The 17961-nt window shown below is 70.0% G+C and carries 14 protein-coding genes and 4 tRNA genes; 16 read left to right on the forward strand and 2 right to left on the reverse strand.

Annotated elements, in window-relative coordinates:
• Window positions 1–282 precede the first annotated feature (282 nt).
• Window positions 283–1179 (reverse strand): LysR family transcriptional regulator, encoded by an 897-nt coding sequence (locus MANAM107_RS12290; RefSeq protein WP_223909174.1) that lies wholly within the window; start codon window positions 1177–1179, stop codon window positions 283–285.
• A gap of 79 nt (window positions 1180–1258) precedes the next feature.
• Between MANAM107_RS12290 and MANAM107_RS12295 the strand changes: the two genes are divergently transcribed.
• A complete protein-coding gene (locus MANAM107_RS12295) occupies window positions 1259–2257 on the forward strand; it encodes an aldo/keto reductase (protein ID WP_223909177.1) in 999 nt (332 codons plus the stop codon).
• A gap of 196 nt (window positions 2258–2453) precedes the next feature.
• Here MANAM107_RS12295 and MANAM107_RS12300 read toward each other — a convergent pair.
• A tRNA-Val gene (locus MANAM107_RS12300) sits at window positions 2454–2529 on the reverse strand.
• A 152-nt stretch (window positions 2530–2681) separates the two neighbouring features.
• On the opposite strand from MANAM107_RS12300, the gene MANAM107_RS12305 reads away from it, so the two are divergent.
• The 15 genes from MANAM107_RS12305 (at window position 2682) to MANAM107_RS12375 (ending at window position 17884) form a co-directional block, all read left to right on the forward strand.
• Window positions 2682–2754, forward strand: a tRNA-Gly gene (locus tag MANAM107_RS12305).
• A 37-nt stretch (window positions 2755–2791) separates the two neighbouring features.
• A tRNA-Cys gene (locus tag MANAM107_RS12310) sits at window positions 2792–2862 on the forward strand.
• A 1-nt stretch (window position 2863) separates the two neighbouring features.
• Window positions 2864–2938, forward strand: a tRNA-Val gene (locus MANAM107_RS12315).
• A gap of 160 nt (window positions 2939–3098) precedes the next feature.
• On the forward strand, window positions 3099–5291 hold the full coding sequence (gene uvrC / locus MANAM107_RS12320; protein ID WP_223909180.1) for an excinuclease ABC subunit UvrC: 2193 nt from the start codon (window positions 3099–3101) through the stop codon (window positions 5289–5291).
• Window positions 5288–6127 (forward strand): PRD domain-containing protein, encoded by an 840-nt coding sequence (locus MANAM107_RS12325; protein WP_223909182.1) that lies wholly within the window; start codon window positions 5288–5290, stop codon window positions 6125–6127. Before uvrC ends, MANAM107_RS12325 begins: the two co-directional genes overlap by 4 nt.
• Before the next feature lie 271 nt (window positions 6128–6398).
• The gene (locus MANAM107_RS12330; protein WP_223909183.1) at window positions 6399–8273 is read left to right on the forward strand and encodes a beta-glucoside-specific PTS transporter subunit IIABC; all 1875 of its coding nucleotides are present in this window, start codon (window positions 6399–6401) and stop codon (window positions 8271–8273) included.
• 97 nt (window positions 8274–8370) lie between these two features.
• Complete coding sequence (locus MANAM107_RS12335; RefSeq protein ID WP_223909188.1) at window positions 8371–9795, forward strand: glycoside hydrolase family 1 protein; 1425 nt, start codon at window positions 8371–8373, stop codon at window positions 9793–9795.
• Between the two features lie 115 nt (window positions 9796–9910).
• Window positions 9911–10882 (forward strand): RNase adapter RapZ, encoded by a 972-nt coding sequence (gene rapZ / locus MANAM107_RS12340; RefSeq protein WP_179899535.1) that lies wholly within the window; start codon window positions 9911–9913, stop codon window positions 10880–10882.
• A 6-nt stretch (window positions 10883–10888) separates the two neighbouring features.
• Complete coding sequence (locus tag MANAM107_RS12345) at window positions 10889–11908, forward strand: gluconeogenesis factor YvcK family protein (protein WP_223909192.1); 1020 nt, start codon at window positions 10889–10891, stop codon at window positions 11906–11908.
• 159 nt (window positions 11909–12067) lie between these two features.
• Window positions 12068–13048 (forward strand): DNA-binding protein WhiA, encoded by a 981-nt coding sequence (gene whiA / locus MANAM107_RS12350; protein WP_223909194.1) that lies wholly within the window; start codon window positions 12068–12070, stop codon window positions 13046–13048.
• 293 nt (window positions 13049–13341) lie between these two features.
• On the forward strand, window positions 13342–14349 hold the full coding sequence (gene gap / locus MANAM107_RS12355) for a type I glyceraldehyde-3-phosphate dehydrogenase (RefSeq protein WP_179899532.1): 1008 nt from the start codon (window positions 13342–13344) through the stop codon (window positions 14347–14349).
• A 146-nt stretch (window positions 14350–14495) separates the two neighbouring features.
• Window positions 14496–15689 carry a phosphoglycerate kinase gene (locus MANAM107_RS12360; RefSeq protein ID WP_223909197.1) on the forward strand — a complete coding sequence of 398 codons (1194 nt, stop codon included), beginning with the start codon at window positions 14496–14498 and terminating at the stop codon, window positions 15687–15689.
• A gap of 9 nt (window positions 15690–15698) precedes the next feature.
• A complete protein-coding gene (gene tpiA, locus MANAM107_RS12365) occupies window positions 15699–16478 on the forward strand; it encodes a triose-phosphate isomerase (RefSeq protein WP_223909200.1) in 780 nt (259 codons plus the stop codon).
• Between the two features lie 154 nt (window positions 16479–16632).
• Window positions 16633–16875 carry a preprotein translocase subunit SecG gene (secG, locus tag MANAM107_RS12370; RefSeq protein WP_179899529.1) on the forward strand — a complete coding sequence of 81 codons (243 nt, stop codon included), beginning with the start codon at window positions 16633–16635 and terminating at the stop codon, window positions 16873–16875.
• Window positions 16876–16939: 64 nt separating this feature from the next.
• A complete protein-coding gene (locus tag MANAM107_RS12375; RefSeq protein WP_223913177.1) occupies window positions 16940–17884 on the forward strand; it encodes a site-specific tyrosine recombinase XerD in 945 nt (314 codons plus the stop codon).
• The last annotated feature ends 77 nt before the right edge of the window (window positions 17885–17961 follow it).

The following is a 17961-nucleotide window of genomic DNA, read 5'->3' on the forward strand; positions in this document are numbered from 1 at the left end:
GCGGATGTTGTGGCTCACCTTGAGCGTCACTTCGCGACAAGGGCGTCGCTTCGCGAAAAGCGCGACACCTGTAGGTGCCGTCAAAGTCGTGAAGTGATGCCTTTGTCGCGAAGTGACGTCGAACGTGCCGGCCCCGCCCACTGGTGCAGGCCTTTATTGTAGATTCGGATACCTCAGCGTGTCGTATCCGCTATCCACTACGCACTGTCCACATCGTTCGTAACCTCCCAGGGAAGAAGCGCAGGACTGCCGGCACGCCAGGGGATTTGGGCCGACTGACCCTCATCGCGTGACGGCGAGCTCCGTCCCCGCAGCGTGACCGCTGCCAGCGATGAGGTCGCACAGGGCCCGCACCGCAGGGTCGGTGCGGCTTTTGGCAGTGAAGACCGCGATCGGCGGATGGTCGGGGGCATGGCGCAGCTGGTGGACCTTGACGGGTTGCCCGGGAGCCGTCGTGCTGGACTCGGCGACCAGCGCCACTCCCATGCCGGTGGAGACCAGGTCGCGGATGCTGTGCGGGCTGTGCGTCGCCATGAGGATCTGCGGGGCAAACCCCTCCTGCGCCGTGCACCGCATCAAGATGTCGTGCAGGCCGCTGCCTTGCGGTAGGCATATGAATGGCTCCTCGGCAACCTGTCGCACGTTGGTCAGGGAGCGCTCGTCGTCAGTGCTCGTGATGAGGACGATGTGCTCATCGGCCACGGTATGGGTGATGAACCTCGAGTCTGGGGCGTGCAGAGGACCGATGACCACATCGAGCTCGGCGGCGGCGAGGCGGTCCAGGAGTGCGTCGACCAGGTCACTGGATAGGTCCAGGCTGACACCGGGGTAGGTACGTCGGAATCGGGCAAGCAGGTCGGCAAGAGGAAGGTCTCCGACGATGGGGGTCGCACCGATGCGGACGTGGCCGCGCAGGGCAGCGGCATGGGCGGCCATCTCCTGGCGGGCCGCCTCCAGCTCATCCATGATCCGGCGGGTCCGGTGCAGTAGCCGCTCGCCTGCCGGAGTGAGGGTGATACTCCTCGCCGTGCGTATCAGCAGTTGGACCCCCAGAGTCCTCTCAAGCTGCTTGATCTGAGCGGAGACTGAGGGCTGTGCCACGTGCAGTGCCTCGGCGGCGCGGGTGAAGCCGCAATGGCGGACGACCGCCTCGAAGTAGATGAGGTGACGCAACTCCACGTTGCCATACTACAGGACTATTGGGTCTATCACTGATGAGTCTTCGACTCATGGCGCGTTCGTGCGGACCATGGACGGCATGGAACAACGACGACTCGGCACGCACAACGGCCTGACCACCTCGGCGATCGGATTGGGTTGTATGGGCCTGTCCCAGGGCTACGGCCCGACGGACGACGAGACCTCCACCCGGACGATCCATGCCGCGCTCGATGCGGGGATCACCCTGTTCGACACGGCGATGAGCTACGGGCAAGGGCGTAACGAGGCACTCCTCGGCCACGCCCTGCACGGGTTCCCCCAGGCGCAGATCGCGACCAAGTTCGGCATTGCGCGCCGTGAAAGCGGCGTGGTTCTGGATGCTCACCCTGATCGGGTGCGAGGCTACTGCGAGGCCTCTTTGCGGCGCCTGGGGCGCGAGATCATCGACCTGTATTACCTGCACCGGGTCGACCCCGATGTCCCCTTGGCTGACACCATCGGGGCGATGTCCACCCTCGTGGATGCCGGGCTGGTGCGCCACCTGGGGGTCAGCGAGGTCACCGCGCAGCAGCTGGAGGAAGCCCACCGGGTCCATCCGATCGCAGCGGTGCAGTTCGAGTGGTCCCTCATGTGGCGCGAGCCTGAGCACAATCTCATCCCTGAAGCGCGTCGTCTGGGCATCGGGTTAGTGCCCTACAGTCCTTTGGGGCGTGGCTTGCTTACCGCCGCATTGGAGCGTCACGAGATCCCGCAGAGCACCTTCCGAGCCATGGACCCGCGCTTCACCGGCGAGGCCCTGGAGGGCAACCTCCGCCAGATCAGGGTCTTGCAGCAGCTGGCAAGGGGCCTGGGAGTGAGCGCAGGGCAGCTGGCCCTGGCCTGGCTGCTCGCGCAGGGTGACGACGTCGTTCCCATTCCCGGCACGCGCAGCCCTCAGCGGGTCATGGATAATGCAGCCGCAGCGCGGATACTGCTCGACGACGGTGCACTGAATGACCTGAAGGCGGCCGTTCCCGACAGCGGCTGGCTCGGGGACCGGCGCTCCTTCGCCGTGCCCGTCACCAAGCGCCCCAAGAGCGGGCCTGTCAAGAGTTGAGCCCTGATCCCCACGAGGGCGGACTCCTGGGGGTGAGGCTGCCTCAGGGTGGGGGCGCCGCCCGATCGTGCAGACGCCGGCGTCATTGCAAGTCCTGGCGGAGCACGGGGAGTGGGAGGAGCCTGGATGAGCCCGAGAGAGGGAGAGACGGCAGGGGGTGACGGGGGCCGGGACTGCAAGCAGTCCCGGCCCCCGGTGGTGGGCGATACTGGAATCGAACCAGTGACCTCCTCGGTGTGAACGAGGCGCTCTAACCCCTGAGCCAATCGCCCGGTGCGGCGCTAACCATAGCCAGCGCGCAGGCTGCGGAGCAAACAGTGGGCCGGTGAGGTGAATCACCGGCCCACTGTTTGCGGGCGGCAGGAGTCGGAGTGCTATGGTTCTCCAGCATCGAGCGGCTCCCCAGGGGGTTGCGAGGCATCACGCGGATGTGGCTCAGTTGGTAGAGCATCACCTTGCCAAGGTGAGGGTCGCGGGTTCGAGTCCCGTCATCCGCTCCGAGGAGCCGGGAGCGCCCAGCCCCCTGCCTCTCATGGTGGGTTGGCCGAGAGGTTAGGCACCGGCCTGCAAAGCCGTTGACACCGGTTCGAATCCGGTACCCACCTCGGGCGATTGGCGCAGCGGTAGCGCGCTTCCCTGACACGGAAGAGGTCACTGGTTCGAACCCAGTATCGCCCACCACCCGTTCTCCGGCGCGCAGAGCACACAGGGGCGCTGGCCCCGCCCTCCGTCTCAGCCCAGCAGCCCCAGGGCCTCGAAGGCCCTGGCCAGGCCACCATCCACCTCCTCGCCGGTCAGCCGGTGGGCGGCCGTGACATCGCTGCGTCGTAGTCTTGCCCGCATGGCCGATCCCTCCACCTACCGCCCCGCCCCCGGGGAGATCGCCACCTCCCCGGGCGTCTACCGGTTCCTGGACGACCAGGGGCGCGTCATCTACGTGGGCAAGGCCAAGAACCTGCGGGCCCGCCTGTCCAGCTACTTCCAGGACCTGTCCGCCCTCCACCCGCGCACCCAGAAGATGGTGACCACCGCCTGCGCCGTGGAGTGGACCGTGGTCTCCACCGAGGTGGAGTCCCTGGCCCTGGAGTACTCCTGGATCAAGGAGTTCAACCCGCGCTTCAACGTCATGTACAAGGACGACAAGTCCTACCCCTACCTGGCCGTCACCATGCAGGAGGCATTCCCCCGGGTGCAGGTGGTGCGCGGCGCCCGCCGTCCCGGCACCCGCTACTTCGGCCCCTTCGTAGCAGCCTGGTCCATCCGCGACACCGTCGACCAGCTCCTGCGGGTCTTCCCCGTGCGCTCCTGCTCCGCCGGCGTGCTCAACCGGGCCCGCGCCTCGGGGCGCCCCTGCCTGCTGGGCTACATCGACAAGTGCTCGGCCCCCTGCGTGGGCCGCATCAGCCCCGAGGACCACCGGGCCCTGGCCGAGGACTTCTGCGCCTTCATGGCCGGGCGCACCGGGCCCTACCTGCGGCAGGTCGAGGCCGAGATGAAGGCGGCCGCAGCCGCCCTGGACTTCGAGAAGGCGGCGCGACTGCGCGACGACGCCGCGGCCCTGCGCAAGGTCATCGAGGGCAACGCCGTCGTCCTGCCCGACGCCACCGACGCCGACGTCTTCGCCCTCGTGCGCGACGAGCTCGAGGCCGCCGTCCAGGTCTTCCATGTGCGCGGCGGGCGCGTGCGCGGCCAGCGCGGCTGGGTGGTCGATCTCATCGACGAGGCCGCCGACGCCGAGCTCATCGAGCGCCTCCTGGAGCAGGTCTACGGCTCCCTGCTCGACCCCGCCGACGAGCTGGCCGCCCCCACCTCGGGCACCACCACCTCCATCGGGGTGGGTCGCCGGGCCGCCGCCAGCCCCGCCCCGCGCACCGGCCCCAGCGACGCGCCCCCACTGCGCCAGGGCGAGGCGGCCGCCACCAGCGTCGACGACGTCGCCCACACCGCCACCACCGCGGTGCCCCGACAGATCCTCGTGCCCGTCATGCCCGCGGGAGCCGATACCATCACCGCCTGGCTCTCCGGGCTGCGCGGGGGCCGGGTGGACCTGAGGGTGCCCCGGCGCGGGGACAAGGCCGCCCTCATGGAGACCGTGCGCAAGAACGCCGAGGAGGCCCTGCGCCTGCACAAGACCCGCCGCGCCGGCGACCTGACCCAGCGCAGCCAGGCCCTCGACGAGCTCGCCGAGGCCCTCGACCTGCCCGAGGCGCCCCTGCGGGTCGAGTGCTACGACATCTCCCACACCCAGGGCAGCAACCAGGTGGGATCCATGGTCGTCTTCGAGGACGGCGCGCCGCGCAAATCCGACTACAGGCGCTTCGTCATCCGGGGTACCGAGGGCCAGGGCGCCAGTGACGACACCGCCGCCATGCGCGAAGTGCTCACCCGCCGCTTCAAGCGGCTCATCGCCGAGCAGGGGCAGGGCCAGCAGGCCGAGAGCGCCGCCCTGGAGCTCCAGGAGGCCGAGGGCGAGGTGGTCTCCTCCGGGCCCATCGACCCGACCACGGGCCGGGCCAAGCGCTTCTCCTACGCACCCGGCCTCGTCGTCGTCGACGGCGGACTGCCGCAGGTGGGGGCCGCGGCCGACGTGCTCGAGGAGCTGGGGGTCGACGTGCCCATCATCGGACTGGCCAAGCGGCTGGAGGAGGTGTGGGTCCCCGGGGAGGAGTTCCCCCTGGTCCTGCCGCGCAGCTCCCCGGCCCTCTACATGCTCCAGCACCTGCGCGATGAGTCCCACCGCTTCGCCATCACCCACCACCGCAAGCGGCGCTCGGCAGGCATGACCCGCTCCGTCCTCGACGACGTGCCCGGGCTGGGCCCGGCCCGGCAGGCCGCGCTCCTGCGCGAGTTCGGCTCGGTCAAGCGGATCCGCTCCGCCTCCCCCGAGCGCATCGCCGAGGTCAAGGGCATCGGCCCGGCCCTGGCGGCCACAATCCTGGCCCACCTCAACCAGGGCCAGCAGGAGGACCCGCGCAGCGACGGCCCCGTGCCGGGAACGAGCCCGAGCGCACGCCCTGGCACACTCAGCACATGAGGATCCTCCGCGTCTTCAACAACAACGTCGTCCTGGCGCGCGATGAGGTCGGCCGGGAGGTGATCCTCACCGGACGCGGTTTGGGATTCCAGCGCAAGCCCGGACAGGAGGTCGATACCGCCCGGATCAGCAGGCGCTACGTGCCGGTGCGGAGCGCCGAATCGGTGGGGGAGGTCATCGCCGGCATCCCCCCGGAGCGACTCGCCCTCATCGAGCGGTGCTTCCTGGAGGCCGCCCGCGAGTTGGGCACAACCGTGCCCTCCTCGACCATCCTCGCCGTCGTCGATCACCTCAACCAGGCCATGGACCGCATCCAGCAGGGGCGGGTCCTGGACTACCCCCTGCGCGCGGAGGTGGCCCACCTCCATCCCGAGGAGCTGGGCCTGGCCGAGCAGATGGTCGACGCCATCAACGCCGCCCAGGACATCCAGCTCCCCCAGGGCGAGGCCATCGCCCTGGCCATGCACCTGTTCACCGCGGCCGTGGGCGCGCCCTCGGTGCAGCAGGCGCACCTCCAGTCCCGGCTCATCGCCCAGATCATCGAGCTGCTCAAGGCGGCCCTGGGGGAGTCCTTCGACGAGCACTCCATCAACGCCGCCCGCTTCGCCGTCCACCTGCGCTACTTCCTGGTACGGGCACGCACCGGCGTCCAGCTCCAGGACGGCACCGCCTCCATCATCGCCGACACGCTGCGCACCACCCACCCCCTGGCCCATCGTCTCGCGCTGCGGGTCAGTGATCTGCTGGAGATGCGCCTGGGCATCGGGGTCTCGGAGGACGAGACCGCCTACCTGACCATGCATGTGGCCAGGCTCATCGGCCCGGGCGCGGCCTGAGACCCAGCCAGCGGCCTGCCGGCCATCTGCCGCCCGCCAGCCTGCCCGTCCCGGAGCGCCGGGCTGATGTGATGCAGTTCATAGCAGGTGATCTTGTTGTTTCCTTCAGGTGTTCCTAATGTTGGGTCAGGGTCAGCCATGGCCCACAGGATTGTGACCCAATCGGGGCAAGACCTGAGATCGAATCGCGTGTCAGCGCGCGCATCGATCTCGGGTCTTTTTTGTTGTCCGCACACGTCCACGGACACCGCATCAAGGAGGAGCCCATCCCATGACGAGAATCGACTACGCGGCACTGGCGCCGCAACTGCTGGACAAGGTGGGGGGCCAGGAGAACATCCGCTCCGTGAGCCACTGCGCCACGCGCCTGCGCCTGGTCCTGGCCAACGGCGCCGCGGCCCGCACCGAGGAGATCAAGGCCCTGCCCGGCGTGGTCACCGTGGTCCAGGCCGGGGGACAGTACCAGGTGGTCATCGGCAATGACGTTCCCGTGGTCTACGAGGAGCTGGCGCGCCTGGCCGACCTGGACGGCAGGGGCGACCAGGGCCGGGAGGAGGACTCCGGAGCCGGGGGCGGCCTGTTCGACCGGTTCATCAAGGTGGTCTCGGCCCTCATCAACCCGGTGGTCTGGACCCTGGCCGGCGCGGGCCTCATCAAGGCCTTCCTCACCCTGGCCACCACCGTGGGATGGCTGGCCCCGACCAGCCCCACCTACACCATCCTCAGCGTCGCCGGCGACTCCACCCTCTACTTCCTCCCCGTCCTGCTGGCCATCACCTCCGCCCGCCACTTCAAGGCCAACGAGTTCACCGCTGTGGCCCTGGCCGGCGCCCTGATCCACCCCGACCTCATCGCCCTGCACGACCAGGGGGACCCCGTCTCCTTCCTGGGGATCCCGGTGATCCTGACCTCCTACGCCTCCTCCCTGGTGCCCATCATCGTGGCCGTATGGGTCCAGGCCCACCTCCAGCGCCTCCTGACCCGGAGCCTGCCCTCGGCGATCCGCAACTTCACCGTGCCCCTTCTGGTCCTTCTCATCATGGTGCCCCTGACCCTCCTCACAGTGGGCCCGGTGACCACCGCGCTGTCCAACGGCATCGCCTCGGGCATGAACACGCTCTTCGAGATCGCGCCCTGGCTGGCCGGCGCCATCATGGGCGCCTTCTGGCAGGTCTTCGTCATGTTCGGGGTCCACTGGGGGCTGGTGCCCATCATGATCGCCCAGTACGACAACCCGGGCTACTCGCTCATGACCGCGCCGATCTTCCCCGCCGTCCTGGCCCAGGCGGCCGCCACCCTGGGGGTCCTCATCCGCAGCCGCAGCGCCAAGATGCGACAGCTGGCCGGGCCCGCCTCCCTGTCCGGCTTCCTGGCGGGCATCACCGAGCCCGCCATCTACGGCGTCAACCTCCCCCTCAAGCGCCCCTTCATCTTCGGGTGCGTCGGCGGGGCCGTCGGCGGCGTCATCGTCTCCCTGGCGGGGGGCGCCACCACCTCCTTCGTCTTCCCCTCCCTCATCGGCATCCCCGCCCTGCTCAGCCACGGCAGCCTCCTCCTGGTCTTCAGCGGCATGATCGTCGCGGTGGTCATCAGCCTCGCCCTGACCCTCCTGCTGGGCTTCAAGGACCCGGTCGACGAGCAGATCCCGGTGGTCGACGATGCCCGGGCCGTGGACGCCCGGCCCACCACCTCGCTGGCATCGCCCATCACGGGGCAGGCCGTGCCCCTGGAGCGGATCGCCGACCCGGTCTTCTCCTCCGGGGCCCTGGGCAACGGCGTCGGTATCACTCCGGAGGCCGGGGGGACGGTGACGGTCGTGGCCCCCGCCAGCGGCACAGTGGTGACCGTCATGGACTCCGGGCACGCCTACGGCATCAGGAGCGACGACGGGGTGGAGATCCTCATCCACATCGGCCTGGACACCGTCGAGCTCAAGGGTGAGGGCTTCACCGCCTCCGTGGCTGCCGGGCAGCGGGTGGAGCGGGGCCATCCACTGGCCACGGTCGACCTCGACGCGCTGCGCCGGGCCGAGAAGGACCCCACCACCATCCTGGTGGTGACCAACACCGCCTCCCTGCGCGGTGTCGTGCCGATCGTCTCCGGACCGGTGAGCGCAGGCACCACCGTCGTCGAGATCGACCGATAGGGCCCCACCCACCGCGCCCAGCATCCTGGAGCGTCACACTCACCCAACCACCACGGCATCAGCACCATCCACGAGACCATCACACGATCAGGAGAGGATGACAGATATGACCACCACCTTCCCCGAGGGCTTCCTGTGGGGCGGCGCCCTGGCAGCCAACCAGTACGAGGGCGCCTACGACGAGGGCGGCAAGGGCCTGAGCGTCCAGGACGTCATGCCCCAGGGCATCGTCGGCCCGCGCACCCCGGCCCCCACCCCCGACAACCTCAAGCTCATCGGAATCGACTTCTACCACCGCTACGCCCAGGACATCGCGCTGCTGGCCGAGATGGGGTTCACGGTCTTCCGCCTCTCCATCGCCTGGTCGAGGATCTTCCCCCGGGGCGATGAGACCGAGCCCAACGAGGAGGGCCTGGCCTTCTACGACCGGGTGCTTGATGAGCTCGAGAAGCACGGCATCGAGCCCCTCATCACCCTCAGCCACTACGAGACCCCCCTGCACCTGGCCGAGGCCTATGACGGCTGGACCGACAGGCGGCTCATCGGCTTCTTCGAGCGCTACGCCCGCACCCTGTTCGAGCGCTACGGCAAGCGCGTGAAGTACTGGCTGACCTTCAACGAGATCAACTCCGTGCTCCACGAGCCCTTCATGTCCGGGGGCATCGCCACCCCCAAGGAGGAGCTGAGCGACCAGGACCTCTACCAGGCCATCCACCACGAACTGGTGGCCTCCGCAGCCGCCACCCGCATCGCCCACGAGATCAATCCCGAGCTCCGGGTCGGGTGCATGATCCTGGCCATCCCCTTCTACCCCCTGACTCCCGACCCGCGTGATGCCTGGGCGGCCAAGCAGGCCGAGCGGGAGAACTACGCCTTCGGGGATGTGCACGTGCGCGGGCACTACCCGGGCTACTTCCTGCGCATGCTGCGGGACAAGGGAGTGGAGCTGGATATCACCGAGGAGGACCGCCGCACCCTGGCGGACAACACGGTGGACTTCGTGTCCTTCAGCTACTACATGTCCGCCTGCGAGACCGCCACCCAGGAGCGCCAGGCGGGAGGCGGCAACCTCATGGGCGGCGTCACCAACCCCACCCTGGAGGTCTCCCAGTGGGGCTGGGCCATCGACCCGCTCGGCCTGCGCACCATCCTGGGCGACTACTGGGACCGCTGGGGCAAGCCCCTGTTCATCGTGGAGAACGGCCTGGGGGCGCGCGACGAGCTCGTCACCGGGGCCGACGGCGCGCCCACCGTGGAGGACGACTACCGGATCGCCTACATGAACGACCACCTCGTCCAGGTGGGCGAGGCCATCGCCGACGGCGTGGAGGTGATGGGCTACACCGCCTGGGGCTGCATCGACTGCGTCTCGGCCTCCACCGCCCAGCTGTCCAAGCGCTACGGCCTCATCTACGTCGACCGCAATGACGACGGCAGCGGCACCCTGGAGCGCTACCGCAAGAAGTCCTTCGGCTGGTACCAGCAGGTCATCGCCACCAACGGGGGATCCCTGCGGGCCTGAGCGGGCCCGTGCGGCGCCCGCCCCCGGGCAGCTCGGCGGGGGCGGGCACCGCCGTCCACGTCGACCGCCGGAGCGTCAGTCCCACAGGCGGTGCCGCTCGTGCCATGCTTGGGCCATGGACTCCCAGGATCCTCCGAAGCCGCCCCGGCAGCGAGACCCGCTCAAGGACACCGTGCCCATCGAGATCCCGGCCCTCGACGACGCCACGCCCCCGGTCCCGCCCGCCGAGCGGCCCGAGATGATCATCGTCACCGGCATGTCCGGTGCGGGGCGCTCGCGCGCGGCCAACGCCCTGGAGGACCTGGACTGGTACGTGGTGGACAACCTGCCGCCCCAGCTCCTGCCGGCCCTGGCCGGGATGATGACGACCGTGGGCGCGGGCGTGCACCGCCTGGCCGCCGTGGTCGATGTGCGCAGCCGCGAGTTCTTCTCCCACTTCATGGAGTACCTGCGCACCGTGCGCCAGGCGGGCACCGACGTGCGCCTCATCTTCCTGGACGCCTCCGATGCGGTCCTGGTGCGCCGCTTCGAGTCATCGCGCCGCCCCCACCCCCTCCAGGGCACCGGCTCGGTGCTGGACGGCATCGTCCACGAGCGCACCCTCCTGGGCGGCCTCAAGGGCATGGCCGACACCGTCATCGACACCTCCGCCTACTCGGTGCACGACCTGGCGCGCCGGGTCCGCGAGCTGGTGGCCCGCGAGTCCGACCTGGCGCTGCGCATCAACGTCATGTCCTTCGGCTTCAAGTACGGCATCCCCCTGGACGCCGACCACGTCCTGGACGTGCGCTTCATCCCCAACCCCTACTGGGTCTCGGAGCTGCGCCATCTCACCGGCCGCGACGCCCCCGTGGCCGACTACGTCTTCTCCCAGAGCGGCGCCGCCGAGTTCGTCGACGGCTACGCCGACCTGCTGACCCCCGCCCTGCCCAGCTATATCGATGAGCTCAAGCCCTATGTGACCCTGGCCGTGGGCTGCACCGGCGGCAAGCACCGCTCGGTGGCCTCCGCGGAGCGCATCGGCGCCAGGCTGCGACGAGCGGGCTTCGAGGTCGTGGTCCAGCACCGGGACCTGGGTCGGGAGTGAGCACCGGTGGGAACAACGATCGACGTCGCCGGCTGGCCGCGCCGGGGCGAGGAGGGCCCCTCCGTCGTCGCCCTGGGCGGGGGCCACGGCCTGTCCGCCACGCTGCGCGCCCTGCGCCACATCACCCACCGCCTCACTGCGGTGGTGACCGTCGCCGACGACGGGGGCTCCTCGGGTCGCCTGCGCCGCGAGTTCAACTGCCTGCCCCCCGGTGACCTGCGCATGGCCCTGGCCTCCCTGTGCGACGACTCCGAATGGGGGCTGACCTGGCGCGACGTCCTGCAGCACCGTTTCGAGGGCCAGGGCGAGCTCGACAACCACGCCCTGGGCAACCTGCTCATCCTCTCGCTGTGGCAGCTGCTGGGCGACGACGTCGCCGGGCTGGACTGGGTGGGCCGCCTGCTGTCCATCCACGGGCGGGTCGTGCCCATGTCCTCCTCCCCGCTGGTCATCGAGGCCGACATCGTCAACGGCGATCGCCGCCGGCGCGTCTCCGGGCAGGTGGCCGTGGCCTCGGCCCGCGGGCGCATGGAGAACGTCGCCGTCGTCCCCCAGGACGCCGACGCCCACCCCGAGGCGGTGCGCGCCATCGACGAGGCCGACTGGGTGGTGCTGGGGCCGGGGTCCTGGTACACCTCGGTGCTGCCCCACCTCATCCTGCCCTCCATGCGCCGCGCCCTGGCGAGCACCAGCGCCCGCAAGGTCATCGTGCTCAACCTCTCGGCCCAGCGGGGCGAGACCGACGGCATGACCAGCGCCGACCACCTGCGGGTCCTGGCCGACTACGCCCCCGAGATCAGCGCCGATGTGGTCCTGGCCGACCCCTCCACCGTGGAGGACATCGACGACCTGTCCGAGGTGGCCGAGTCCATGGGGGCGATCCTGGTGCTGCGCCAGGTCCGCACGGGCGAGGCCCTGTGCCACCACGACCCCCTGCGCCTGGCCGCCGCCTTCCGCGATGCCTTCGAGGGGGCGCTGGGCGATGTGGCCCGCAGCCGTCCGCCCCAGCAGTGCCCGGAGTACTGAGGCGCGGCGCGGGCACCGGGCGCTGAGCCGCCGGCCGGCGTGCCGCGCCGGGGAGCCCGGTGGAGACAAGACCGGCCTGGTCCCGGCATACTCATCCCCAGCCACAGATGCCTGAGCGCCTGAGCCCGGGCACGCGCAAGAGGAATGAGGTTCCGGCCTATGTCGCTGACGGTGACGGTCAAGGACGAGCTCGCGCACGTCACGGCGGACAACGCCGCCCAGAAACGCGCCGAGCTGTCCTCGATGCTGCGCTTCGCCGGTGGTCTGCACATCATCTCGGGGCGCATCGTGGTCGAGGCAGAGCTCGACCACGGCGGCACCGTGCGCAGACTGCACCGCTATCTCAAGGAGCTCTACGGCATGGACTCCGAGGTGATGGTGGTTCAGGGGGGCTCCCTGCACCGGGGCTCGCGCTACGTGCTGCGCGTCATCGAGCGCGGCAAGGACCTGGCCCGCCTGTCGGGGCTGGTCGATGAGCGGGGCCGGCCCGTGCGGGGCATGCCGGTGGCCGTGGTCCAGGGCGGGCGCAAGGCGGCCTCCGCCGCATGGCGCGGCGCCTTCCTGGCCCGCGGCTCCCTGACCGAGCCCGGGCGCTCGGCCTCCCTGGAGGTCACCTGCCCCGGCTCGGAGGCCGCGCTGGCCCTGGTGGGGGCCGCGCGCCGCTTCGAGGTGGTGGCCAAGGCCCGCGAGGTCCGCGGTTCGGACCGGGTCGTGGTGCGCGACGGTGAGGCCATCGGCATCCTTCTGGAGCGCATGGGTGCGCCCGAGACCCACCGCACCTGGACCGAGCGGCGCTCGCGCCGCGAGTCGCGCGGCACCGCCAATCGCCTGGCCAACTTCGACGACGCCAACCTGCGGCGCTCGGCGCGCGCCGCCGTGGCCTCCGGGGCCCGGGTCGAGCGCGCCTTCGAGATCCTGGGAGACGACGTGCCCGCCCACCTGCTGGAGGCCGGGCGACTGCGCATCGCCAACAAGCAGGCCTCCTTAGAGGAGTTGGGCCAGCTCTCCGACCCCCAGTTGACCAAGGACGCCGTGGCCGGCCGCATCCGCCGCCTGCTGGCCATGGCCGACAAGCGCGCCCACGACCTGGGCATCCCCGACACCGAGTCGGTACTGACCCAGGAGATGCTCGAGCCCTGAGGCCCCCGCCTCCCGGGGCCGGCCGTCCCGGGAGCCGGGATGGGGGAGCGCAGCGGATTGGGACTGAGGTCCCCCTTACTGGGGTGGAGCGGCGCGACACGGTTTGCGGCGATGCCGTGGGGCGGGCGTGTTCGCCCGTGGCGTGGAATGTGGTCACATGCGCCCCCGCGCTGTCGCTAGACTCGGGCGTGCCGGGGCCTGAGGGAGTCCCCTCCCGGGGAACCGGAGCACATCCCACTGTGCGAATACGCCCAGAAACCGTGCGCCCTGTTGGCGTACTAGGAGGACACAAAGTGACCACCCGCGTTGGTATCAACGGCTTCGGCCGCATCGGCCGCAACTTCTTCCGCGCCGCCCTGGAGCAGGGTGCGGACATCGAGGTCGTCGCGGTCAACGACCTTACCGACAACAAGACCCTCGCCCACCTGCTCAAGTACGACTCCATCCTCGGCCGCTTCAACGGCGAGGTCACCTATGACGAGGACGGCATCACCGTTGACGGCAAGCGCATCAAGGTGCTCGCCCAGCGCGACCCCGCTGACCTTCCCTGGGGCGACCTCGGCGTCGACGTCGTCGTGGAGTCCACCGGTTTCTTCACCGACGGTGAGAAGGCCAAGGCCCACCTCGACGGTGGCGCCAAGAAGGTCGTCATCTCCGCCCCGGCCAAGAACGTCGACGGCACCTTCGTCATGGGTGTCAACGAGGCCGACTACGACAACGCCACGATGAACATCGTGTCCAACGCCTCGTGCACCACCAACTGCCTCGCCCCCCTGGCCAAGGTTCTCCACGAGAGCTTCGGCATCGAGCGCGGCATCATGACCACCATCCACTCCTACACGGGTGACCAGCGCGTCCTCGACGCCCCGCACAGCGATCTGCGCCGTGCCCGCGCCGCCGCCCTGAACATGATCCCGACCAAGACCGGCGCCGCCCAGGCCGTGGCCCTCGTCCTGCCCGACCTCAAGGGCAAGTTCGACGGTCTCGCCGTGCGCGTGCCCACCCCGACCGGCTCGCTGACCGACCTGACCTTCGTGGCCGAGAAGGAGGTCTCCGTCGACGCCGTCAAGGCTGCCGTCAAGGCCGCCGCCGAGGGTGAGCTCAAGGGCGTCCTGGAGTACACCGAGGACCCGATCGTCTCCACCGACATCGTGGGCAACCCCCACACCTCGATCTTCGACGCCACCGAGACCAAGGTCATCGGCAACCTGGTCAAGGTCCTGTCCTGGTACGACAACGAGTGGGGCTACTCCAACGCCCTGGTCCGGCTGACCGCCCTGGTCGGCTCCAAGCTCGCCTGAGGCCGCTCAGAGAGCCATCCGCACCCATGGTGCTCTAGGGACGGCGCCCGCACGACGCACTGCGCTCGTACGGGCGCCGTCCCATCGCCAGGGGCTCGCCACCGCCCCGAACCACCGGCCACCGACAACACCGAAGAAGAGGCTTCATGAAGACCATCGAGTCCCTGGGCGACCTCAAGGGCAAGAAAGTCCTGGTCCGCTCCGACTTCAACGTCCCGCTCGACGAGAGCAAGAACATCACCGATGACGGCCGCATCCAGGCCGCCCTGCCGACCCTGCGCACGCTGCTGGACGCCGGCGCCAAGGTCATCATCACCGCCCACCTGGGCCGCCCCAAGGGACAGGTCAACCCCGACTACTCCCTGGCCCCGGTGGCCAAGCGCCTGGCCGAGGTCACCGGCACCAAGGTCACCCTGGCCGAGGACACTGTCGGCCCCTCCGCCAAGGCCGCCGTCGAGGCCCTGGGCGAGGGCGAGATCGTCCTGCTGGAGAACGTGCGCTTCAACGCCGCCGAGACCTCCAAGGACGACGCCGAGCGCGAGGCCTTCGCCGCCGAGCTGGCGGCTCTGGCCGACGTCTTCGTCTCCGACGGTTTCGGCGTGGTCCACCGCAAGCAGGCCTCGGTCTACGACGTCGCCAAGCTGCTGCCCTCGGCCGCCGGCCTGCTGGTGGTCAAGGAGATCGAGTCCCTGGGCAGGGCGGTCAACAACCCCGAGCGCCCCTACACCGTGGTGCTGGGCGGCTCCAAGGTCTCCGACAAGCTCGGCGTCATCGCCAACCTGCTGTCCAAGGCCGACCGCCTCATCATCGGCGGCGGCATGGCCTACACCTTCCTGGCCGCCCAGGGCCACGAGGTGGGCACCTCCCTGCTGGAGAAGGACCAGATCGAGACCGTCAAGGGCTACATCGCCACCGCCAAGGACAACGGCGTCGAGCTCCTCCTGCCGGTGGACACGGTCATCGCCCCGGAGTTCAAGGCCGACGCCCCCGCCTCGGTGGTCGCCTCCGACGCCATCCCCGCCGACCAGATGGGCCTGGACATCGGCCCCAAGACCCGCGACCTCTTCGCCGACGCCATCGCCTCGGCCAAGACCGTGGTGTGGAACGGCCCCATGGGCGTCTTCGAGTTCGAGGCCTTCGCCGGCGGTACCAAGGCCGTGGCCAAGGCCCTGAGCGAGTCCGAGGCCTTCACCGTCATCGGCGGCGGGGACTCCGCGGCCGCCGTGCGCACCCTGGGCTTCGATGAGTCCACCTTCTCCCACATCTCCACCGGTGGCGGTGCCTCCCTCGAGCTGCTCGAGGGCAAGGAGCTGCCCGGAATCTCCATCCTGGAAGGCTGACGAGCACAAATGAGCAACCGCACCCCGCTCATGGCGGGCAACTGGAAGATGAACCTCGACCACCTCGAGGCCAACCACCTCATCCAGGGCCTGGCCATGGAGCTCAAGGACCACGACCACGACTACGCCAAGTGCGAGGTCGTCGTCATCCCGCCCTTCACCGACCTGCGCACCGTGCAGACCATCGTCGAGGCCGACGACCTGGGCATCAAGTACGGCGCCCAGGACGTCTCGGTGCACGACAACGGCGCCTACACCGGTGAGATCTCCACGGCCATGCTCGACAAGCTCGGCGTGTCCTACGTGGTCATGGGCCACTCCGAGCGCCGCGAGTACCACGGCGAGTCCGACGAGCTCGTGGGCGCCAAGGCCCGCAAGACGCTGGAGGCGGGCATGACCCCGATCCTGTGCTGCGGCGAGGCCCTGGAGGTCCGCAAGGCCGGGACCCACGTGGACTTCGTCCTGGGGCAGATCCGCGCCGCCCTGGCCGGCTGGGCCGCTGAGGACGTCGCCCGGATCGTCATCGCCTACGAGCCCATCTGGGCCATCGGCACCGGTGAGACCGCCACCGCCCAGGATGCCCAGGAGGTGTGCGCCGCCATCCGCAAGGCCCTCGCGGAGGACTTCGGCGAGCAGACCGCCCAGGCCACCCGGATCCTGTACGGCGGCTCGGCCAAGCCCGACAACATCAAGGAGCTCATGGCCCAGGACGACGTCGACGGCGCCCTCATCGGCGGCGCCTCGCTCAAGGCCGAGTCCTTCGCGGCCATGGCCGGCTTCTACGCCTGAGGCGCGGCCCTCAGGCCGACACCGCATTGCAACGGGGACCCGGATACCTCACACATGAGGGCATCCGGGTCCCCGCCCGCTGCGGGTAGACTCACACTGCAACGGCGGGCGGTGCACCCCCACTGGCCCCAGACGACGACGAAGGGAACGCGGCGTGGACGTGCTGCGCATCATCCTCCAGGTGCTGCTCGTGATCTCGAGCTTCTTCCTCATCATGTCCATCCTCCTGCACAAGGGCAAGGGCGGCGGCCTGTCCGACATGTTCGGCGGCGGCATCTCCTCCTCGGCGGGCTCCTCCGGCGTGGCCGAGCGCAACCTCAACCGGATCACCGTCGGGGTGGCCCTCACCTGGGCCCTGACCATCGTCGGCCTGGGCCTCATGGCCAAGATCGGCTGACGCGGGCGGCATACTGGCCGTGCCTGAGCACCGGGACCCGCGCGGTGACGCCCTGGAGCGCGCACTGCGCGGGTATCTTGCGCACCTGCGGGTGGAGCGGGGCCTGAGCCCCAACACCCTGGCCGCCTATGAGCGCGACCTGCTGCGCTACACCGCCTACCTCCGGGGCCTGGGCATGAGCGGGCCCCAGCAGGTGGGGCGCTCCGAGGTGGCCGGATTCCTCGAGGCCCTGCGCACCGGCGCCGACGCGGGGCGGCCCCTGGCACCCTCCTCGGCCTCGCGGGCCGTCACCGCGGTGCGTGGCTGGCACAGGTTCCTCGCTGAGGAGGGCCTGGCCCAGGAGGACCCCTCGGCCACCGTCCACCCGCCCCAGGCGGGCCGGCGCCTGCCCAAGGCGCTGAGCATCGAGGAGGTCCGGGCGCTGCTGAAGGCCGCAGGGATCGACGACTCGCCGGTCAGCCTTCGCGACCGCGCGCTCCTGGAGGTCCTCTACGCCACCGGCGCCCGGATCTCCGAGGCGGTCGGGCTGGTCGTCGACGACCTGGACCCCGACTCCGGGGTGCTCCGGCTCCTGGGCAAGGGCCGAAAGGAGCGGATCGTGCCCATGGGCTCCTTCGCCTGGGAGGCCCTGGAGGCCTACCTGGTCCGCGGCCGCCCAGCCCTGGCCAGCCGGGGCAGGGGAGTGCCCGAGGTCTTCCTCAACACCCTGGGCCGTCCGCTGAGCCGCCAGAGCGCCTGGGCCGTGCTCCAGGCCGCGGCGCAGCGCTCCGGCCTGAGCGCGAAGGAGGGGGGCCCCGGCCGGGAGGCGGAGGCGGGCGAGCGGCGCATCTCCCCGCACACGCTGCGCCACTCCTTCGCCACCCACCTGCTGGCCGGCGGTGCGGATGTGCGCGTGGTCCAGGAGATGCTCGGACACGCCTCGGTGACCACCACCCAGATCTACACCCGGGTGACCGTCGACCACCTGCGGGAGGTCTACGCCACCAGCCACCCCCGCGCCCTGGGCTGAGCCCCGTGGGGCTCCCAGAGCGGGGATAGCCTTCTCCACGACTCCTGCCGGGCGGGGATAAGCGATGTCGTTCACGT

Source organism: Actinomyces capricornis (assembly GCF_019974135.1).
GTDB classification, from domain to species: domain Bacteria; phylum Actinomycetota; class Actinomycetes; order Actinomycetales; family Actinomycetaceae; genus Actinomyces; species Actinomyces capricornis.